Genomic DNA, 18,364 nt, shown 5'->3' on the forward strand with positions numbered 1-18,364 from the left:
GGGCAGCGACGATCCGCGTCGAGGGGATGCCGATGAAGGAACTCGTGGGACGACTCAGCGCCCTCGACCCCCAGGCGAGCGAGACTCTCAAGGTCATCGCGTACTTCGACAAGCTCGTCGACGGCCGCGTCGGCGCCGAGGGGATGCTCCGCGGTGCGGCTGTGCTCAGCGGCGCTGCGATCGGTCGCGTGACCGCCGGTCCCGGAGAGGCGCGCCGCTTCGGCCCCGACGGCGAGCAGCTCCCGTCGGGGGGTCCCGAGGGCTGGATGTCGGTTCCGTCCGCCGAGGGATCGGTGGTGTGGCTGGAGCGTTCCGGCGCGCCCCATGCCAACGACGCCATGGTGCTCGAGCGCCTGGCAATCGCACTGTCGATCCAGTCCGCCCGTCTCGACACCAGCGCCCCCACACGGCGCGCGGTCGAGGTGCTGCTGGCCGGCGATGCGTCGGACGAGGAGCGGGAGGAGGCATCCGCTCGCCTCGCACTGGGCGCGCACACCGTGATCCACGCGATCGCCGTGCCGCTGGCCGCGCCACTGGACCGCCCGCTCCCGCATGCCGTGGTGACCACCCGCTTCGGCATCGCACGCGCGGTGCTCGCACCCGACGACCGTCCACCGGCGGGCCACGCGGGCATCGGCATCGCGGCGGGGAGTGTGGCGCAGGTCCGCGAGTCGTGGCGCTCCGCCCTGGTCGCGTTGCGCCTGGCCGACGACGACGAACCCGTGGTGCGCGCCGCGGACCTCGGCCCGCTGCTGCAACTGGCCGAGGCCGAGGACCGTCGCGCGACCGTGCACCCCGACGTCCTCGCGATCGACGCGGTGCTCGGCGCCACCTGGACGGAGCGGATGCTGCGCGCCCTCGCCGCCGGCGCGAGCCAGCGCTCGCTCGCCGCGATCGCCGGCGTGCACCACTCGACGATGGGCGCGCGGATGCAGGAGCTCCCGGCGCGCCTCGGCTACGACCCGGCCGGCGCCCGGGGCCGGACGCGGCTGGACGTGGCCTTGATGCTGCATCGGCTGGCCGCCACGCGGTTCGACGCCGAGCGCTGAGCCACTACCCGGGCGCACCGGCGGGGTCAAGGCCCTGGCTGGGCCGCCGCGCGCAGCCCAGGCTGGAGGCATCCCTCCTCGGAGGGCGACGCAGGAGGCACCATGACAGATCCCACGATCCCCGAGCCGCTGCCCGATCAGCCCGGGCCGGGCGAGGTCCCGCCGGGACCGGGTGCGCCGAGTCCGGACGCACCGGCCCCGTACCCCGACGAGCCGCCCGCGCCGTGGCCCGACGAGCCGCTCGCCCCGCATCCCGAAGAACCACCGTTCCCCAGCACGCCCGAGACGCCGTTCCGCTAGGTCGACGTCCGCCCGACGTCACGGCGGCGATCGATCGCCCGGCTCGGGTCACTCGCCGGCCGAGACGGCGCCCGGCGGCGGTGGCAGTGCGGGCACGCCCGCCTCGACATCGCGTCCGGCGGCCAGCACGGCGCGCTCGGCGAACATCGGCCCGATGAGCTGGACGCCGCCGGGCATTCTGTCGGCCGCGATCCCCGCGGGAAGCGCCAGCGCGGGCAACCCCAGGAAGTTGACGGCGACGGTCAGCCACAGGTCGCGCCACGCGATGTCGGCGGCCTCTTCGCCGCCGAGGTCGTAGTCGGGCGCGCGCATGCGCGACGCCGACACCGGCCCGAGGATGAGCGGCACGTCGACCTGCAGGCGTCGCCACTGCGCCGCCACGACCGCTCGGCGCGCCCACGCCGACGCATAGTCCGCCGCCGACTCGTACGGACGGGCAGCCGCGGTGCTGTCGCGCAGGAACCGGGTGGCGGAGCGGCCCAGCGGCTGACCGAGCTCCGCGGGATCGAGCGAGACGAGCATGTCGGTGCAGGCCAGCCGGCGCCACAGCACGGCCGCCTCCTCGAGCAGCGGAGCGTCGACGTCGACCACCTCCCAGCCCGCGCGCGCGAGGGATGCCGCCGCCCGGTCGATGCCCGCCGCCACCTCCGGGTCCACCGGAGCGCCGCCGAGGTTCCGGACCACGCCGACCCTGCGAGGCACCGCGCCCTCGTCGAGGTGCGGGGCATCCTGCGACACCGGGTCGTCGGCATCCCATCCCGCCATGACCTCGAGCGTGAGCGCGACGTCGGCGACGCTGCGTGCCATCGGGCCGTTCACCGAGAACTCCTGCAGCGTCAGGGCGACGGGATGCCCCGCCACGGCCGCTCGCGGCACCCGTCCTCGCGAGGGGCGGAGGCCGCACACGCCTGCGGCGTACGCGGGGAGTCGCAGCGATCCGCCGAAGTCGTTGCCCAGGCCGATGGCGCTGAGACCCGCGGCCACCGCGACGGCATCGCCGCCGCTGGAGCCGCCGGCGCTGCGCTCAGGGTCCCACGGGTTCACGGTGCGGCCGAACAGGTCGTTGTCGGTGTCCCACCGCATGCCGAAGTCGGGCATGTTGCCGCGTCCGACGGGCACCGCTCCGGCGGTACGCAGACGCCGGACGATCGTCGCGTCGCGCTCCGGCACCGCGCCGGCCAGGCCACGCCATCCGTTGGTGGTGGCCGACCACGTCAGGTCGATGTTCTCCTTCACCGAGATCGGCACGCCCGCGAGCGGGCCGGGATCGCCGCCTGCGGCGAGCACGGCGTCGACGTCGGCGGCGGCGGCGAGCGCGCGATCCGCGAACACGACGGTGAGCGCGTTGAGGACGGTGCCGACCGCGGCGATGCGCTCCAGATGCGCCTGCGCGACCTCGAACGCGGTGACCTCGCGACGGCGGACGGACGTCGCGATCTCGACGGCGGTGGCGAAGGCGGGGTGCGACGCAGTCATGGTGCCTCCATCCCACCACGCACAGCAGCTACCACTCCAGCACTGAGAACGCAATCCCCTCTGTTGCCTCGGTGCTGTCGGGCTTAACATCGTGGGAGACCCCGCGATCGCCGCTGCGACCGACACCCCCGCCGGACGGCGCTCGCGGATGGTGAGCGCGGAGAGCCGCTCCCCCAACCGGCTATCCTCGGCGCCCCGACGCTGTCCGTCCGTCCCCAGACCGACGGACAGTGCCATGCTCGGCGGAATCGGCCGCGTCGTCCGGCGCCGCGCCACTAGGCTCTTGCGCATGGCATCTGGCAAGCAGCAGGAACCCGAACTCCACGGCGGCGTCCTCTCCGGCAACGGCAGCCCCGTCCTGTGGGGCTGGCTCATCGGTCTCGTCGTGTTCGCGTTCGTCGCGGTCCCCATCTCGATCGCCGTCCGCTTCGCCACCCACCCTGCGACGCAGCAGCTCTTCGGCGGACGTCTCGAAGAGGCGGGATCGGGCGCCTACTCGGCGTTCTGGTGGATCGTCGCCGCGTTCCTGCTCGCCGTGCCCGTGCTCGTCGGCTGGGGCGTGGCGAAGCTGTCGGGCAAGACGCTCGGGATCATCATCGGCATCCTCGCGCTGTTCTTCATCGTGATCCTCGTCTTCGGCCAGATCTTCTGACCTGCGCCGGACGGCGCGCCCGGGTGCCACGCGGCCCCGGGCGATAATGGGAGCATGACGACCGGGTACAGCGCGATCTCGAGCTATTCCCGCGTCGAGATCATGCACCTGCTCCAGCAGCGGCCCCAGCGGGCGATCGCCGAGCTGGTCGAGGCCACCGGGCTGCACGCCAACACCGTGCGCGAGCATGTGCAGCGCCTCATCGACGCGGGCTACGTGATCGCCGAGACCGAGCGGCGCACCACGCGCGGGCGCCCGCGCGTGCTGTACTCGGCGGCCACCGGCGCGGACGAGGGGTCGAGCCCTGTCGCGCTGCGCCGTGCTGAAGAGGCCGCCCGACGCGGCGACATGCTGCGCCGCGTCTACGGGACCGACACGGATGCCGAACTCGGCCCCGACGCCCTCCACCAGCTCGACGCCCTCGTCGAGGATCTCGGCGACGCGGGCTTCGAGCCCCTGGTCGACGAGCGCGAGCTCACGGTCGACCTGACGCCGTGCCCGCACGCCTCGGCGGCCGAGCACCGCGGCATCCTGTGCGGTGTGCACGTCGGACTCATGGACAGCGTCCTCGCGCAGGCCGGCGGCCCGCTGCGGGTCGAGGGCATCGCGCCGTCGTGCGACCCCACGCAATGCGTGGTGCAGCTGGCGGCGACCCGGGACTGATCCGTTCAGCCGGCGACGGGCACGCCCACCCGGTCGGGTCGCGCGTAGACGTTCATCGACCGGCCCCGCACGAACCCGATCAGCGTGAGCCCGGAGGCCGCCGCGAGCTCGACCGCGAGCGATGACGGCGCCGACACCGCCGAGAGGATCGGGATGCCGGCCATCACGGCCTTCTGCACGAGTTCGAAGCTCGCCCGGCCCGACACCTGCAGCACGGTGCCGCGCAGCGGCAGGCGGCCGTCGAGCACGGCCCAGCCGACGACCTTGTCGACGGCGTTGTGCCTTCCGACGTCCTCGCGCAGCACCAGGAGCTCGCCGGTCGCCGCGTCGAACAGTGCCGCGGCGTGCAGCCCCCCGGTCTTCTCGAACACCGCCTGCCCGGCCCGCAGGGCATCGGGCAGCGACGAGATCGTGGCGGCGGCGACGGGCGCGGCGTCCGTCGACACGTCGAAGCGCGACCGCTTCTCGATCGCGTCGATCGAGGCGGTGCCGCACACCCCGCAGGAGCTGGTCGTGTAGAAGTTGCGCGCGATGTCGGTGACCGGGCCCGCGAGCCCCGGCGCGAGCGCGATGTCGAGCACGTTGTAGGTGTTCTCGCCCGAGGCGGAGGCAGGCGGCGCCGAGCCGATGGTCAGGAGCGGCGTCGTGACGACGCCCCCGCCGGGCGCGGTGCCCGGGCCGCCGCAGTGGATCGCCGAGCGCAGGTCGCCGGCCGCCGAGATCGCGCCCTCCGACACCAGGAAGCCGGCGGCGAGCTCCAGGTCGTGACCGGGGGTGCGCATCGTGACGGTGAGCGGCTCGCCGCCGATGCGGATCTCCAGCGGCTCCTCGACCACCAGCGTGTCGGCACGGCGCCGCACCGCGACATCGTCCTCGCCGAGGGCGATGCGGGTGACAGGCGTGCGGCTGGTGAGGCGTCCCACGTCAGCCGCCGATCGCGTTCATGCCACGCGCGGGCTGCAGGAACGAAGGGTCGTTGATCGCATGCCCGGGGAGTTTGCCGTGCACGCAGGAGCGCAGCATCCGATCGATCCCCTCCTCGACGGGCTCGGCCGGCGCCCCGCCCTGCCGCAGGATCGGCAGCAGGTCGTACTCGGTGGTGGAGAACAGACAGTTGCGCAGCTGCCCGTCGGCGGTCAGGCGCAGCCGGTCGCAGTCGCCGCAGAACGGCGCGGTCACCGACGCGATGACGCCCACAGTGTGCGGTCCGCCGTCGAGCGTCCACCGGGCGGCGGGGGCGCCGCCGCGCCCGGGCACCGGAGTGAGCTCCCAGTGCGCGGCGAGCGCGGCGAGGATCTCGTCCTGCGTCACCATGCGCGAGCGGTCCCAGGTGTGTCCGGCATCCAGCGGCATCTGCTCGATGAACCGCATCTGCGCGCCGTGCGCGATGGCGAACTCCACGAGGTCGACGAGCTCGTCGTCGTTCACGTCGCGCATCGCGACCGCGTTGAGCTTGAGCGGCCGAAGACCGGATGCCGCAGCCGCCGCGATGCCGTCGAGCACGTCGTCCAGCCGGTCACGGCGGGTGAGCTCGCGGAAGCGGTCGGGCCGCAGCGTGTCGAGCGAGATGTTCAGACGCCCCAGGCCCGCCTCGACGAGTCCCGGCAGCAGTTCGGGCAGGCGGATGCCGTTCGTCGTCATCGCGATCTGCACCGGCGCATCGGCCGGTCCGGTGATCGCGGCCAGCCGGCGCACGACCTCCACGATGTCGGTGCGCAGCAGCGGCTCGCCGCCGGTGAGCCGGAAGGTCGTGATGCCGTCGGCGGCGGCCACCCGCGCCACCTGTTCGATCTCATCGAGCGTGAGGATGCTCGTCTTCGCGAGCCACTCGTTGCCCTGCTCGGGCATGCAGTACGTGCAGCGCAGCGAGCAGCGGTCGGTGAGCGAGATCCGCAGGTCGCGGTGCACGCGCCCGTGCGTGTCGACGAGCGGTGCGCCGGGCGCGCCGGGGAGCGTCCCCACCGCCGACGGCAGCGGGAGCCTCCGTCCGATCACGACGGGGATCGCGCTCACGCGGAGCACCCCGTCCGCTGCGTCCGGCTCGCCATGGTTCGAGGGTAGTCGCGCTGCGCAGCGCGGGCGCCGCAGCAGTTCGATTATTCACGGCGGGGCCCCTCGCATCGGTCCCGGAATCCTGGGAATCTGTAACCACCGGGCACCTTCTGGGAGACCATGCCCGTGTGGTCTGACCACATGTTACGGTGGTCGCATCAGTCCGGAACGATCGGAGATACGCTCGTGGATCTGCTGGACCCTCTGCTGCTGGCGCGCTGGCAGTTCGGCCTCACCACGCTGTACCACTTCCTGTTCGTGCCCCTCACGCTCGGAATGGCGCTGACGGTCGCGATCTTCCAGACCGCCTGGTTCCGCACCGGCAACCTGAAGTGGCTGCACCTGACGCGGTTCTTCGGGAAGATCTTCCTCATCAACTTCGCCATGGGCGTCGTCACCGGCATCGTGCAGGAGTTCCAGTTCGGCATGAACTGGTCGGCCTACTCGCGGTTCGTCGGCGACGTGTTCGGAGCACCGCTGGCCTTCGAGGGCCTGATGGCCTTCTTCTTCGAGGCGACCTTCATCGGTCTGTGGATCTTCGGGTGGGACAAGCTGCCGCGCGCCCTCCACCTGGCGAGCATCTGGATCGCCACGATCGGCGCCTGGTTCTCGGCGTACTTCATCCTCGCCGCCAACGCGTTCATGCAGAACCCCGTCGGCTTCAAGATGGCCGAGGACGGCTCTCGCGCCGAGATGACCGACTTCTTCGCCGTGCTCACCAACCCGGTGGCGCTGGCGGCGCTCCCCCACACGCTGTTCGCGGCGTTCATGATGACGGCGGGCGTCATCATCTCGGTCTCGGCGTGGCACCTGCTGCGCAAGCAGAACGTCGAGATGATGCGCTCCTCGCTCAAGTACGGGCTGTGGGGCCTGATCATCGCGTTCGCGGGCGTCGCGATCTCGGGCGACCAGCTGAGCCTGGTCATGGTGGCGACGCAGCCGATGAAGATGGCGGCCGCCGAGGCGATGTTCGACAGCGCGTGCGGCGCGGATGCGTCGTTCTCGATCTTCACGCTCGGCACCCCCGACGGCACCAGCGAGCTGTTCTCGATCCGCGTGCCGTATCTGCTGGCGCTGCTGTCGACCCACTCCCTCGACGGCTGCGTCGAGGGGATCAACGACCTCAACGCGCTCTACACGACCGAGATGTTCCCGCAGTTCGCCGACCAGGTGGACGGCAACTTCGCCCCGGTCCTGTGGGTCACCTACTGGGCGTTCCGCTGGATGATCGGCCTGGGCGGCGTCGCGGCCCTGGTCGCGGTCGTGGGCCTGTGGCTCACGCGCAAGAAGGCCAAGCGCGAGGTGCCGGCGTGGGCCTGGCGGCTGGCGATCTGGGCGTGGCCGGCATCCCTCTTCGCGATCCTGGTCGGCTGGGTCTTCACCGAGATGGGCCGCCAGCCGTGGATCGTGTTCAGCCTCATGCTGACCGAGGACGGCGTCTCGCCCTCCGTGCCGGGCTGGACGGTGCTGATCTCGCTCATCGCATTCACCGCCATCTACGCGGCGCTGGCGATCGTCGAGATCGGCCTCATCGTGAAGACCTCGAAGAAGGGCCCCGAGCCCCTGCCCGAGCCGGGAGCGCCCGACCAACGCGCCCAGGCGGTCGAAGACACCCCCACGACGGTCTACTGAGCGTCTAGGAGCACATCATGGATCTCGCCTACCTCTGGTTCTGGATCGTCGGATTCCTCTTCGTCGGCTACTTCGTGCTCGACGGCTTCGACTTCGGTGTCGGCATGTCATTGCCCTTCCTCGGCAAGGACGACGTCAGCCGCCGCCAGGTCATCAACACCATCGGCCCCGTGTGGGACCTCAACGAGACGTGGGTCATCGTCGCCGGCGCGTGCCTGTTCGCCGCGTTCCCAGAGTGGTACGCGACCCTGTTCAGCGGGTTCTACCTGGCGCTGCTGCTGATCCTGCTCGCCCTCATCCTGCGCGGCGTCTCGTTCGAGTACCGCCACCAGCGCGATTCGCTGCGCTGGAAGAAGGGCTTCGACACGATGATCGTGATCGGCTCGGCCGTTCCCGCGCTGCTGTGGGGCGTCGCGGTCGCGAACATCGTGCAGGGCGTGCCGCTGGATGCGAACCACGAGTTCACCGGGTCGCTGCTCACCCTGCTGAACCCGTACGGCCTCCTCGGCGGCCTGACCACCCTGCTGCTGTTCTTCACGCACGGCGTGTACTTCGTCGCGCTGAAGACCGACGGGCAGGTCGCCGCCGACGCACGGCGCCTCGCCGGCCGGGCAGGCCTCATCACGATCGTCGTCGCAGCGGCGTTCCTGGTGTGGACGATCGTCATGGCCTTCTCGGAGGGCCGCGACCTCGCGATGATCACCGCGATCCTCTCCGCGATCGCCGCCGTGCTGCTGATCGCGTCGTGGATCTCCAACGCCCGCGGTCGCGAGGGCTGGGCCTTCGGGTTCGGCGCCTTCACGATCGTCACCGCGGTGCTGGCGGTGTGGTTCGCGCTGTTCCCCTACGTGATGCCTTCGACGGTCGACATGGCGACCAACAGCCTCACGATCGAGAACGCGTCGAGCACCGACTACACGCTGACGATCATGTCGTGGGCGGCGCTGATCTTCCTGCCGCTGGTGCTCGCCTACCAGGGCTGGACGTACTGGATCTTCCGCAAGCGCGTCACCCGTTCGCGGATCGAGACGGCCGCCGCGACGCCGGTGCACTGAGCAGGAGGCGGATGCCGCGGGCCGCGGCATCCGCCTCCACTCGGGGATCGTCGAGGTCGCCCCGCGGCCTCTGGGCCTCGCGCAGTCCGGGCATGATCCGGGTCGATGCGGCGGGATGCGGCCGCACGGGCGCCGGGTAGGGTCGAAGGAGCAATGGACGAGAAGCACGACGACGGCCCCGCCCGCACGTCGGGCAAGCCCGTCGACCCGCGACTGCTGAAGTACGCGCACGCGTCGCGGTGGTTCTTCGTCGCGATCGCCGCGATCGCCCTCGCGCAGACCGGCGTCATCGTCGCGTTCGCGTGGCTGCTCACGCGCGCGATCACCGGAGCCGTCGAGGGGATGCCGCCGGCCGAGCTCGCCCCGACCCTCGGCGCCCTCGCGCTCGTCGTCGCCGTGCGTGCCGTGCTGCTGTGGGCGCGGGAGGCGGTCGCGGCCCGGGCGTCCTCGCGCGTGCAGACGCAGCTGCGTGCGGCGCTCGTCGACGCGGTCGGCGTGCTCGGCCCGGAATGGCTGGGCGCTCGCAACTCGGCCGCGCTCGCCGTCACCGCCGGCCGCGGGCTGGACGCGCTCGAGGCGTACTTCGGCCGGTACCTGCCGCAACTGGTGCAGACGGTCATCGCGACGCCGTTGATCATCCTGGTGATGTGGTCGCAGGACTGGATCTCAGGGCTCACGGTGCTGCTCACCCTCCCGCTCATCCCGATCTTCATGGTGCTGATCGGCCTGGCCACGCGCGCCGTGCAGCAGCGGCAGTGGCGCACGCTGCAACGACTGGCCTCGCGGTTCGCCGACACCGTGCAGGGGCTGTCGACGCTCAAGGTGTTCGGCCGCCAGCATCGGGCCGCGGCATCCATCGAGCGCGTCACCGACGAGTACCGTCGTGAGACGATGCGCGTGCTGCGCGTCTCGTTCCTGTCGGGCTTCGCGCTGGAGTTCCTGGCGTCGATCTCGGTGGCCATCGTCGCCGTGTCGATCGGGTTCCGCCTCATCGACGGGTCGCTGACTCTCGCCGTGGGCCTGTTCGTGCTGCTGCTGGCGCCCGAGGCGTACCTGCCGCTGCGTCAGGTGGGTGTGCAGTTCCACGCGGCGTCGGAAGGCGTCGCGGCCACCGACGACGTCTTCGACGTGCTCGACGCCGCGCGGGCGCTCCCGTCCGTCCCGTCCGCCGAGGGCAGCCGTTCCGCCGTCACCGCGGGCGCCCCGCGCGTGCTCACCGTTCGCGGTGTGCGGGTGCATCGCAGCGAGCGGATGCTGCCTCCCGTGGACCTGACCGCCGCACCCGGCACCGTGACGCTGCTCGAGGGCCCGAGCGGCGCCGGGAAGTCCAGCCTGTTCGCCGCGCTCCGCGGTGCCGCGCCCTACGACGGCGACGCCACGTGGGGCGAGACGGACGTGCGCGCCCTGGCGCCCTCGGAATGGCTCGCGTGGGCGGGCCAGCGACCCGGACTGCTCACCGGTACGATCGCGGGCAATGTCGCGCTCGGCGACCCCGCACCCGACCAGGCCCAGGTGCAGCGCGCCCTCGCATTGGCCTGCGCCGACGGCCTCGACCCCGCGCAGGAGCTCGGCGTGCAGGGCGCCGGACTGTCAGGGGGCCAGGCGCAGCGGGTCGCCGTCGCCCGCGCCTTCTACCGGCATCTGCGAGGCTCGGCTCCCGTGATCGCGCTCGACGAACCGAGTTCCGCGCTCGACCCCGACACCGAGGCCCGGCTGTGGCGCGGCATCCGTCGCCTGGCCGACGAGGGCGCGACGGTGCTGCTGATCTCGCACCGCACGTCGGCCCGCGAGATCGCCGACGACGTCGTCCGGATCGCCACGAGCGAGGTGTCCGCATGAGCGCCGGCACCGACATGCCCGCTCGCGGCGGCATCCGCGCCGCCGACGTGCTGCGAGGCGCGATGCCGCCGGCGCGACGGTTCTGGTGGACGCTGGCGGCGGGCTTCGCGTCGGAGGCATCCGCAGTCGCCCTCCTCGCGGTGAGCGCCTGGCTGATCGTCCGTGCCAGCGAGCAGCCCCCGGTGCTGTACCTGTCGTTCGCCGTGGTCGGCGTGCGGTTCTTCGCGATCTCACGCGCCGCCTTCCGCTACCTCGAGCGCCTCACCGGCCATGACGCCGCACTGCGGCAGCTCGCCTCGACCCGAGCCGACCTGGTGCGGCGCCTCGTTCCGCTGGCGCCCGACGGGCTGACGCGCACCCGCCGGGGCTCGGTCCTGGGCGCCCTCGTCGACGACGTCGACGAGCTGCAGAACCTGCCGCTGCGGGTGGTGCAGCCGCTGGTGTCGTCGGCGCTCGTCGCCCTCGGCGCCGTGGTGCTCGTCGCGTTCGTGTGGTGGCCCGCCGCGCTCACGCTCCTGGCGTGCCTCCTCGTCGCCGCCGCCGTGGCGACGCTGTGGGGATGGATGTCGGGAGCCCGCGCCGAGCGCGACATCGCGCCGCTGCGCGCGCGCCTGGCAGATGCCGTGCTCGACCACATCGGCAGCCTCGACGTGCTCACCGCGTTCGGCGCCGAGCCCGACAGCCGCGAGCGCATCGCCCGCGCCGACGCCGCGCTGCGCCGCGCCGTCGTGCGGCGCGCCGGAGCGCAGGCGGGCACCGCCGCGCTGGTGTCGCTGCTGGCCGGCGCGGCCTCGATCGCCGCTGTGCTCGTCGCGGCACCGGGTGCGGCATCCGGCTCCCTCACCGGTCCCGGACTCGCGGTGGTCGTGCTGGTGCCGATGGCCGTCTTCGAGGTGTTCTCGTCGGTGCCGCTCGCGGCGTCGTCGTGGCGGCAGGTGCGCGCCTCGGCCGAGCGCATCGCCGACGCGCTGCCCGCGACGGCCCCCGCCGAGGTCGCGCCGGAGGAAATCGCCCCCACCGGCGCCGCGCCGGCTCTCGGCGACGGGCTGCGCCTGCGCACCGCGGACGTGAGGTGGCCCGGGACGGACGCTGCGGCGCTCCACGACGTCGACCTCGCGGTGCGGCCCGGCGAACGCATCCTCGTGATCGGATCCAGCGGCGCCGGCAAGACCACGCTCGCGCACGCCCTGGTGCGGTTCCTCGAGACCGAGGGCGGCTACGACATCGGCGGACGTTCGGCGCACGACCTCGCCCCGGATGACGTGCGGCTCACGGTCGGCCTGTGCGAGCAGCATCCGATGCTCTTCGACGAGGACATCCGCCAGAACCTGCTGTTCGCGCGCGACACCGCGACCGACGACGAGCTCGAGGCGGCGCTCGAGCGGGTCGGCCTCGGGCCGTGGCTGCGCGAGCGCGGCGGCCTCGGCGCCCGCGTCGGTGAGCGCGGCGCGCTCGTGTCGGGCGGGCAGGCGCAGCGGATCGCCCTCGCGCGGGCGCTGCTGCGAGGCTTCCCCGTGCTCGTGCTCGACGAGCCGACGGCAGGCGTAGACCCGGAGGCATCCGACCTGCTCCTGGCCGACCTGCTGGGCGCGGTCCGCGACGACCAGGCCGTCGTGCTGATCTCGCACGTCGCCGTGCCGGACGCGCTCGTCGACCGCGTGGTGCGCATCGAGGACGGCCGCATCGCGGCGTGACCTCTGCGGGCATCACCGGGCCGGCCGTAGGCTGAGCGCGTGAGCGACGGCATCCCGAACCCACTGGAAGGGCTCGATGCGCAGCTGAAGCGCGCGGAGCGGTTCCGCGACACCGTCGACCCGGTGGCGGCGATCGCCGCCTATCGCACGTTCGCGGACTTCCTGCGGCCGCGCCTGCCCGAGCTTCGCGCCGCCGCGGGGCTCCCGGCGGAGACGGGCACCCGCAGGGACGGCAGGATCATCGCCGACCGCGACGGGGCACGCGCCGATCCGGACGCGCTGCGGCTGTACACGTTCTGGAACTCCCCGCTCGACACGGCTCCCCCGCTCGTGCAGGCCTGCATCTCCGAGATGACGCGGCTGCACGCCAATCTGCCGACTCCGCTCACCGTGCTCGACGGCGCGTCCGCGCGGGAACTGGTGGAGATCCCGGATGCCGTCGCCGACGCGCTCGAAAAGGACCACCCCGCGCACTTCTCCGACTTCGTGCGCGTCAGCGTGCTCGACCGACTGGGCGGCATCTGGGTCGACGCCACCTGCTGGGCACCCGCGCCGCTGCCGCAGGCGGTGGCGCCGCTGCTCACCGCCGGAGCGCTCTACCCGCGGTGGACTCGCCGCCAGATCGGCAACTGGTTCATCGCCGCGGTGCCGCACACCCCGCTCATCCGCCTGCAGCGGCTCGCGCTGGATGCCTGGTGGCGGTCGGGTGGCGGCATCCCGGACTACTTCCTGTACCACCGCATCTTCGAAGTGCTGCTGGATCTCGTGCCCGAGTTCCGCGGGCAGTGGGATGCCGTGCCGACGCTCTCCAGCGCCGCGAGCCACCTGCTGCAGCTGGGCATGATGCAGCCGTGGGATGCCGACGCGATGCGATTCGTCGCCGGCACGTCGATCGTGCAGAAGCTCAGCTACAAGTACGACGACGTGCCGCAGGGTTCGGTGCTCGACCGGCTCGTGTCGGGAGCCGACCTGCTCTCACGCTGACCGCGGCCGAGGACCTGCCGTGGCGGCCTCGGCCACGGCGGTGATCCGGCGTGCCATGCCGGCGAAGATGAACCCGTGGAACGGGAGGACGGCCAGCCAGTACAGGCGTCCGGCGAGCCCGCGCGGGAAGAACACGGCACGCTGGTCGTAGCGCGACCCGCCGCGATCGGGGTCGGCGGCGGCACGCAGTTCGAGCCAGGCAAGCCCCGGCACCTTCATCTCGGCCCGCAGGCGAAGCATGCGCCCCGGATCCAAGGCCTCCACGCGCCAGAAGTCGAGCGCATCGCCGACGGCGAGCCGCCCTCGGCTGCGCCGGCCGCGGGCCAGCCCGATGCCGCCGACCAGCCGGTCCATCCAGCCCCGCACCGCCCACAGCAGCGGCGACGAGTACCAGCCGTTCTCGCCGCCGATGCCCACGATCACCTGCCAGAGCGCCTCGGCAGAGGCCGAGGTGTGCGCGGACCGGGTGTCGGTGAAGACCACGCGCCCGGCCCAGTCCGGGTCGCTCGGCAGCGGGTCGCTCGGCGCACCCAGCACCGGGGCGTCCTGCCAGCTGGTCTCGATCTCGTCGGCCTCGACGCGACGCAGCGCCAGCCGGACGGCGGCGCGGTACGGCAGGAGCCCGCCTTCGGGCGGCGGGATGAGCGCGTCGACATCGTGCTCCTTCACCACGCACTCGTTCTGAAGCGACTCGACGAGCGGCCGTGCGAGCGACCGCGGGATGGGCGTCACGAGGTTGACCCAGTGCGAGGCGAGCCGCGGGGTGAGCACGGGAAGCGCGGCGATCGGACGTTGCCGCAGGCCCGCCTCGACCGCGTAGCCGTTCATCATCTGGCCGTATCGCAGAACGTCGGGACCGCCGATGTCGACCGCGCGATCGACGTCGGCGGGCACGCGGGCTGCGCCCAGCAGGTAGTGCAGCACATCGCGCACGGCGATGGGCTGGATGCGGTTGCGCACCCATTTCGGCGCCGGCATGTACGGCAGGACCTCGGTGAGGTGCCGGACCATCTCGAACGACGCGGAGCCCGATCCGATGACCACGCCCGCCTGCAGGACCAGCGTCGGCACGCCGCTGCCGAGGAGCGTGCGGCCGACCTCGACGCGCGACCGCAGGTGCGGCGACAGGCGCACGCCATCGGGATGCAGTCCGCCGAGGTACACGATGCGCCCCACCGAGGCGGCGGCAGCGGCCTCGGCGACCGTGCGGGCGGCGCGGGCATCGGCATCGCGGAAGTCCTTGCCGCCCGACATCGAGTGGACGAGGTAGTAGAGCACGTCGACGTCGCGCACGGCCTCGCGCACCGACGCCGCATCGACGGCGTCGCCGGGCACGACTTCGACCTCCGCGCCCCACGGGAAGGCTGCGGCGCGCGAAGCGTCGCGCACCAGGACGCGCACGACATACCCCGCCGCGAGCAGCCGCGGCACGAGGCGGCCGCCGATGTAGCCCGTCGCCCCGAGCACGAGGGCGCGCGGGGCGCTGCCGTCCGGCCGCGGGCGGGCCGCGAGAGCAGGCTCACGACCGGTCGGTGCCGACACATCCTCCACAGGGGCAGACTATGTCGCGGGTCCGACGTCCGCAGCGGCGGCGCGCGTCAGAGGCGCTTGGCGAAGACGGCGGCGCCCTCGGGCGAGGGCAGCGCGTCGAACCCCACACGCGGGTAGAAGGCGACCGCGCCGGCGTTGTCGGCGGCCGCGACCAGGTGCAGTCCCGGAACGCCCGCCTCGCGCAGCGCCTGCTCGAGCGTCGCGATGAGGCGGCGTCCGAGGCCCTGTCCCTGGGTCTCGGGCAGCAGGTCGATGTGCAGGTGCGCGGGGTACTCCTCGCCGAACGGCTGTGAGCCGCCGTGCCGCGCGTAGGCGTACCGCACAAGGCCGTCCTGGCGCGAGGCGCTGACGGGCAGCGGCTCGCCCTGGGGCTTCGGCCAGCGCTCGTGGAATCGCGGCCACCACTCGTGCGCGAACCAGTCCTCGAACGCCGCCGAGTCGGGGGCGCTCACGATGTAGCCGACCACCCGGCCGTCGTCACTCTCGACGACGAAGGCGAGCTCGGGGTGGCGTGCGACGTACGGCAGCACGAAGATCTCGCCCCACAGGTCGTCATCGTCGAGCAGCCCCGTGGCGTCTGCTCCCGCATCGGCGGTCTTGAGGCAGATGTCGGAGAGCGCCGGCTCGTCACCGGGACGGAAGGGACGGATGCGGGTCACCCCGTGAGTCTAGGGCGGTGCCGCGACGCGGGCGTCGGAGCCGGTGTCACCCGAGCACGCTGATCATGCAGCGACGAAGCGCACCGACGAGGGGCTCACGGCGAGCGTGAGCGTCGCACCGGGCTCCAGTCCGGCCGCGCGGCTCGCCGGCAGGTCGACGGCCACGTCGGGCTCGGCGGTGCGCACGCGCACGCCGGCGGGGGTCTGCTCCAGCCGTACCACCTGGGCGCGCCACTCCCCCAGGCCGTGGGGCGGACCGTCGAGGATCCGCACCTCGCCCGGCCCGAACACGGCGGCCGTCTCGCCGGACGTGTGATCCGTGGCTGCCGCCGCCTGCGGGAGCACGAGGGCCCCGGCACGCCAGGTCGAGGCATCCTGCCGTCCGACGACGCGATTGAGTCCGGCGACCGCCGCGACGAACCGGGTGGCGGGCGAAGCGAGCACCTCTCGCACGGGACCGGACTGCGTCACGCGGCCGTCCTCGAGCACCACCAGAGCGCTCGCGAGGGCGACCGCGTCGACGGCGTCGTGGGTCGCGACGACCGCGGTCGTGCGCGTGGCCGCGAGCTGCTGATGCAGCAGCGCCCGCACGTCGCCGGCCGTCTCGGTGTCGAGCGAGGTCAGCGGCTCGTCGAGGAGGATCGCGGCGGGCGCCGTCGCGAGCGCGCGCGCGAGCGCGACGCGCTGCTGCTGGCCCCCCGACAGCTGCGCGGGCCGGCGCCCGCCGAGGTCGTCGAGGCCGACACGCCGGAGCCAGTCGGCGGCTCCGGCGACCGCGGCCGGCTTGGTCGCACCGTGCACGCGCAGCCCGAAGGCGACGTTCTCCTGTGCGCTCAGGTGCGGGAAGAGCCGGGGGTCCTGGCCGAGCAGCACCACCCCGCGCGACGCCGGCGCCGTGCGGCGATCGGGCGAGGCATCCAGCGTGCGTCCCCGCAGCCGCACGTGCCCGTTGTCGAACCCGGTGAGCCCGGCGAGCACGCCGAGCAGCGTGGACTTGCCCGCGCCGCTGGGTCCCATGAGCGCGACCACCCCGCCCGCCGGCACCTGCAGCGCCGCGTCCAGCGCGAACCCGCCACGGCGCACCGCGACGTGAGCGTCGAGTCCGTCCTCCGGCGCGGCGGAGGTCATCGCGGTGCCTCCGCCCGCCACGCCCGCACCAGCAGCAGCACGCCGACCGCCGTCACGAGCAGCAGCAGCGACAGCGCCACCGCGCTGCCCTGCGACACCCCGGCGCCGTTGAACGCCGTGTAGATCGCGAGCGGCATGGTCTGGGTGACCCCCGGGGCGTTGCCCGCGAACAGCGCGGTCGCGCCGAACTCGCCGATCGCCCGCGCGAAGCAGAGCACGACACCCGCGACCAGGCCGGGAGCCGCCAGCGGCAGCGTCACGCGGGCGAGGATCGTCCAGCGCCCGGCGCCGAGTCCTGCTGCCGCCTGCTCGTAGCCGGTGCCCGTGGTGCGCAGCGATCCCTCCAGCGCCAGCACCAGGAACGGCAGCGCGACGAAGGTCTGCGCGAGCACGACCGCGGTCGTGGTGAACGGGATGCGGATGCCCCACTCCGCGAGCACTCCGCCCAGCCAGCTGGTGCGGCCGAACAGGAACAGCATCGCGACGCCGCCCACCATCGGCGGCAGCACCAGCGGAACCGTCACGACGGCCCGGAGCACCGCCGCACGTCGCGCCGGGCTGCGTGCGATGAGGAGCGCGAGCGGCACGCCGAGCACGACGCACACGACGGTCGCGACCGCGCCGGTCACGAGCGACAGGCCGAGGGCCGACAGCGCCTGCGGCGACGTGACGTCGGTCCACAGCGTCGACCACTGCACCCGCAGCACCAGAGCGCCTAGCGGCAGCACCAGCAGCGCCAGGCCGACCACGGCCGGCACCGCGAGGATGCGGGGGACGAACCCCGTCCTCTCCTCGTGACCGCGCGCGGCCTCGGCCTGCACTGCGGTCACGGCGCTCCGAAGCCGAGGGCCTCGAGCACCTCCTGGCCCTCATCGCCGCGCACGAACGCGACGAACGCGGCGGCGACCTCGGGGTTCGCCGCGCCGGTCAGCGCGACGATCGGATAGTGGTTGACGACCTCGGCCGCCCCGTCGACCTCGATCGCTTCGACGTCGTCGGTGGTGGCGGCATCCGTCACATACACCAGCCCCGCATCGGCCTCACCGGCGGCGACCTTGGTGAGCACCGCGGTCACATTCTGCTCATAGCTGTCGACGCTCGCCGTCACCCCGGCGTTGGACAGCAGCGTCGACGACGCCGAGCCGCAGGGCACCTCCGCGGCGCACAGCACGACCGTGAGGTCGGGGTCCGCGAGATCGGCGAGTGCGTCGACGCCGCCGGGGTTGCCCGCGGGTACGACGAGCACGAGCGTGTTCGACGCGAACAGCTGCGGGTCGGTCGCCAGACCCGCGTCGACGACCTTCTGCATGTTCTTCTCGTCCGCCGAGGCGAACACGTCGACCGGGGCCCCCTCGATGATCTGGGTGGCCAGGGTCGACGAGCCGTCATAGGTGATCGGCTGCACGTCGACGGAGGGATGCTGCTGCTCGAACCGCGTCGACAGCTCGTCGAACGCCGCCTTGAGGGATGCCGCCGCCGAGACGGTGAGGTCCCCCGAGAGTTCGGGCGTTGCCTCGGCCGTCGGCCCGCTGGTCGCTGCGGGATCCTGGTCGGCGCTGCTCGCGCAGCCCGCGAGCAGCCCGACGGCGGCGACGACGGCCGCTGCACGCAGGAATCGTGTGAAGCGCAT

The 18,364-nt window shown here is 72.9% G+C and carries 17 protein-coding genes; 9 read left to right on the forward strand and 8 right to left on the reverse strand.

What is annotated here, in order from left to right; translation table 11 throughout:
- Positions 1 to 32: 32 nt before the first annotated feature.
- Together AC1DDU_RS02755 and AC1DDU_RS02760 are read left to right on the forward strand one after the other, a co-directional pair.
- The gene (locus AC1DDU_RS02755) at positions 33 to 1,049 is read left to right on the forward strand and encodes a CdaR family protein (protein ID WP_477431096.1); all 1,017 of its coding nucleotides are present in this window, start codon (positions 33 to 35) and stop codon (positions 1,047 to 1,049) included.
- Between the two features lie 102 nt (positions 1,050 to 1,151).
- Positions 1,152 to 1,349 (forward strand): hypothetical protein, encoded by a 198-nt coding sequence (locus tag AC1DDU_RS02760; RefSeq protein ID WP_477431097.1) that lies wholly within the window; start codon positions 1,152 to 1,154, stop codon positions 1,347 to 1,349.
- 48 nt (positions 1,350 to 1,397) lie between these two features.
- Here the strand turns inward: AC1DDU_RS02760 and AC1DDU_RS02765 are convergent, their stop codons facing one another.
- The gene (locus tag AC1DDU_RS02765; protein WP_477431098.1) at positions 1,398 to 2,825 is read right to left on the reverse strand and encodes an amidase; all 1,428 of its coding nucleotides are present in this window, start codon (positions 2,823 to 2,825) and stop codon (positions 1,398 to 1,400) included.
- A gap of 289 nt (positions 2,826 to 3,114) precedes the next feature.
- Between AC1DDU_RS02765 and AC1DDU_RS02770 the strand changes: the two genes are divergently transcribed.
- Both AC1DDU_RS02770 and AC1DDU_RS02775 read left to right on the forward strand, forming a co-directional pair.
- Positions 3,115 to 3,477 carry a hypothetical protein gene (locus tag AC1DDU_RS02770; RefSeq protein WP_477431099.1) on the forward strand — a complete coding sequence of 121 codons (363 nt, stop codon included), beginning with the start codon at positions 3,115 to 3,117 and terminating at the stop codon, positions 3,475 to 3,477.
- 54 nt (positions 3,478 to 3,531) lie between these two features.
- Complete coding sequence (locus tag AC1DDU_RS02775; RefSeq protein WP_477431100.1) at positions 3,532 to 4,140, forward strand: helix-turn-helix transcriptional regulator; 609 nt, start codon at positions 3,532 to 3,534, stop codon at positions 4,138 to 4,140.
- A gap of 5 nt (positions 4,141 to 4,145) precedes the next feature.
- Here the strand turns inward: AC1DDU_RS02775 and fdhD are convergent, their stop codons facing one another.
- Together fdhD and moaA are read right to left on the reverse strand one after the other, a co-directional pair.
- A complete protein-coding gene (gene fdhD, locus AC1DDU_RS02780; protein ID WP_477431101.1) occupies positions 4,146 to 5,063 on the reverse strand; it encodes a formate dehydrogenase accessory sulfurtransferase FdhD in 918 nt (305 codons plus the stop codon).
- Between the two features lies 1 nt (position 5,064).
- Entirely contained in the window at positions 5,065 to 6,153 is a 1,089-nt protein-coding gene (gene moaA / locus AC1DDU_RS02785) for a GTP 3',8-cyclase MoaA (RefSeq protein ID WP_477431102.1), read from the reverse strand.
- Between the two features lie 225 nt (positions 6,154 to 6,378).
- Here moaA and AC1DDU_RS02790 point away from each other — a divergent pair, with 225 nt between their 5' ends.
- From AC1DDU_RS02790 to AC1DDU_RS02810, 5 genes are all read left to right on the forward strand, one after another.
- Positions 6,379 to 7,824, forward strand: coding sequence for a cytochrome ubiquinol oxidase subunit I (locus tag AC1DDU_RS02790; RefSeq protein ID WP_477431103.1), 1,446 nt, complete (start codon positions 6,379 to 6,381; stop codon positions 7,822 to 7,824).
- A 17-nt stretch (positions 7,825 to 7,841) separates the two neighbouring features.
- The gene (gene cydB / locus AC1DDU_RS02795; RefSeq protein WP_477431104.1) at positions 7,842 to 8,879 is read left to right on the forward strand and encodes a cytochrome d ubiquinol oxidase subunit II; all 1,038 of its coding nucleotides are present in this window, start codon (positions 7,842 to 7,844) and stop codon (positions 8,877 to 8,879) included.
- A 153-nt stretch (positions 8,880 to 9,032) separates the two neighbouring features.
- Positions 9,033 to 10,718, forward strand: a complete 1,686-nt coding sequence (gene cydD / locus AC1DDU_RS02800; RefSeq protein WP_477431105.1) for a thiol reductant ABC exporter subunit CydD — start codon at positions 9,033 to 9,035, stop codon at positions 10,716 to 10,718.
- Complete coding sequence (cydC, locus tag AC1DDU_RS02805; protein ID WP_477431106.1) at positions 10,715 to 12,412, forward strand: thiol reductant ABC exporter subunit CydC; 1,698 nt, start codon at positions 10,715 to 10,717, stop codon at positions 12,410 to 12,412. Before cydD ends, cydC begins: the two co-directional genes overlap by 4 nt.
- A 39-nt stretch (positions 12,413 to 12,451) precedes the next feature.
- A complete protein-coding gene (locus AC1DDU_RS02810; protein WP_477431107.1) occupies positions 12,452 to 13,396 on the forward strand; it encodes a capsular polysaccharide synthesis protein in 945 nt (314 codons plus the stop codon).
- Here AC1DDU_RS02810 and AC1DDU_RS02815 read toward each other — a convergent pair.
- From AC1DDU_RS02815 to modA, 5 genes are all read right to left on the reverse strand, one after another.
- A complete protein-coding gene (locus tag AC1DDU_RS02815; RefSeq protein WP_477431108.1) occupies positions 13,388 to 14,947 on the reverse strand; it encodes an SDR family oxidoreductase in 1,560 nt (519 codons plus the stop codon). The genes AC1DDU_RS02810 and AC1DDU_RS02815 overlap by 9 nt on opposite strands.
- A gap of 47 nt (positions 14,948 to 14,994) precedes the next feature.
- Positions 14,995 to 15,606 (reverse strand): GNAT family N-acetyltransferase, encoded by a 612-nt coding sequence (locus AC1DDU_RS02820; protein ID WP_477431109.1) that lies wholly within the window; start codon positions 15,604 to 15,606, stop codon positions 14,995 to 14,997.
- Between the two features lie 63 nt (positions 15,607 to 15,669).
- Positions 15,670 to 16,734 carry a sulfate/molybdate ABC transporter ATP-binding protein gene (locus AC1DDU_RS02825; protein WP_477431110.1) on the reverse strand — a complete coding sequence of 355 codons (1,065 nt, stop codon included), beginning with the start codon at positions 16,732 to 16,734 and terminating at the stop codon, positions 15,670 to 15,672.
- Positions 16,731 to 17,564 (reverse strand): ABC transporter permease, encoded by an 834-nt coding sequence (locus AC1DDU_RS02830; protein WP_477431111.1) that lies wholly within the window; start codon positions 17,562 to 17,564, stop codon positions 16,731 to 16,733. Before AC1DDU_RS02830 ends, AC1DDU_RS02825 begins: the two co-directional genes overlap by 4 nt.
- On the reverse strand, positions 17,561 to 18,364 hold the full coding sequence (gene modA / locus AC1DDU_RS02835; protein ID WP_477431112.1) for a molybdate ABC transporter substrate-binding protein: 804 nt from the start codon (positions 18,362 to 18,364) through the stop codon (positions 17,561 to 17,563). The genes AC1DDU_RS02830 and modA overlap by 4 nt, the downstream gene beginning before the upstream one ends.

The organism is Microbacterium sp. 05T445 (genome assembly GCF_056395865.1).

Excerpts from the sequence above, each read along its gene's own strand:
- AC1DDU_RS02765 (WP_477431098.1), bottom strand. The coding sequence starts at position 2,825 with ATGACTGCGTCGCACCCCGCCTTCGCCACCGCCGTCGAGATCGCGACG.
- AC1DDU_RS02760 (WP_477431097.1), top strand. The coding sequence starts at position 1,152 with ATGACAGATCCCACGATCCCCGAGCCGCTGCCCGATCAGCCCGGGCCG.
- AC1DDU_RS02775 (WP_477431100.1), top strand. The coding sequence starts at position 3,532 with ATGACGACCGGGTACAGCGCGATCTCGAGCTATTCCCGCGTCGAGATC.
- AC1DDU_RS02825 (WP_477431110.1), bottom strand. The coding sequence starts at position 16,734 with ATGACCTCCGCCGCGCCGGAGGACGGACTCGACGCTCACGTCGCGGTG.
- AC1DDU_RS02755 (WP_477431096.1), top strand. The coding sequence starts at position 33 with ATGAAGGAACTCGTGGGACGACTCAGCGCCCTCGACCCCCAGGCGAGC.
- cydB (WP_477431104.1), top strand. The coding sequence starts at position 7,842 with ATGGATCTCGCCTACCTCTGGTTCTGGATCGTCGGATTCCTCTTCGTC.
- cydC (WP_477431106.1), top strand. The coding sequence starts at position 10,715 with ATGAGCGCCGGCACCGACATGCCCGCTCGCGGCGGCATCCGCGCCGCC.
- modA (WP_477431112.1), bottom strand. The coding sequence starts at position 18,364 with ATGCGCTTCACACGATTCCTGCGTGCAGCGGCCGTCGTCGCCGCCGTC.
- AC1DDU_RS02770 (WP_477431099.1), top strand. The coding sequence starts at position 3,115 with ATGGCATCTGGCAAGCAGCAGGAACCCGAACTCCACGGCGGCGTCCTC.
- cydD (WP_477431105.1), top strand. The coding sequence starts at position 9,033 with ATGGACGAGAAGCACGACGACGGCCCCGCCCGCACGTCGGGCAAGCCC.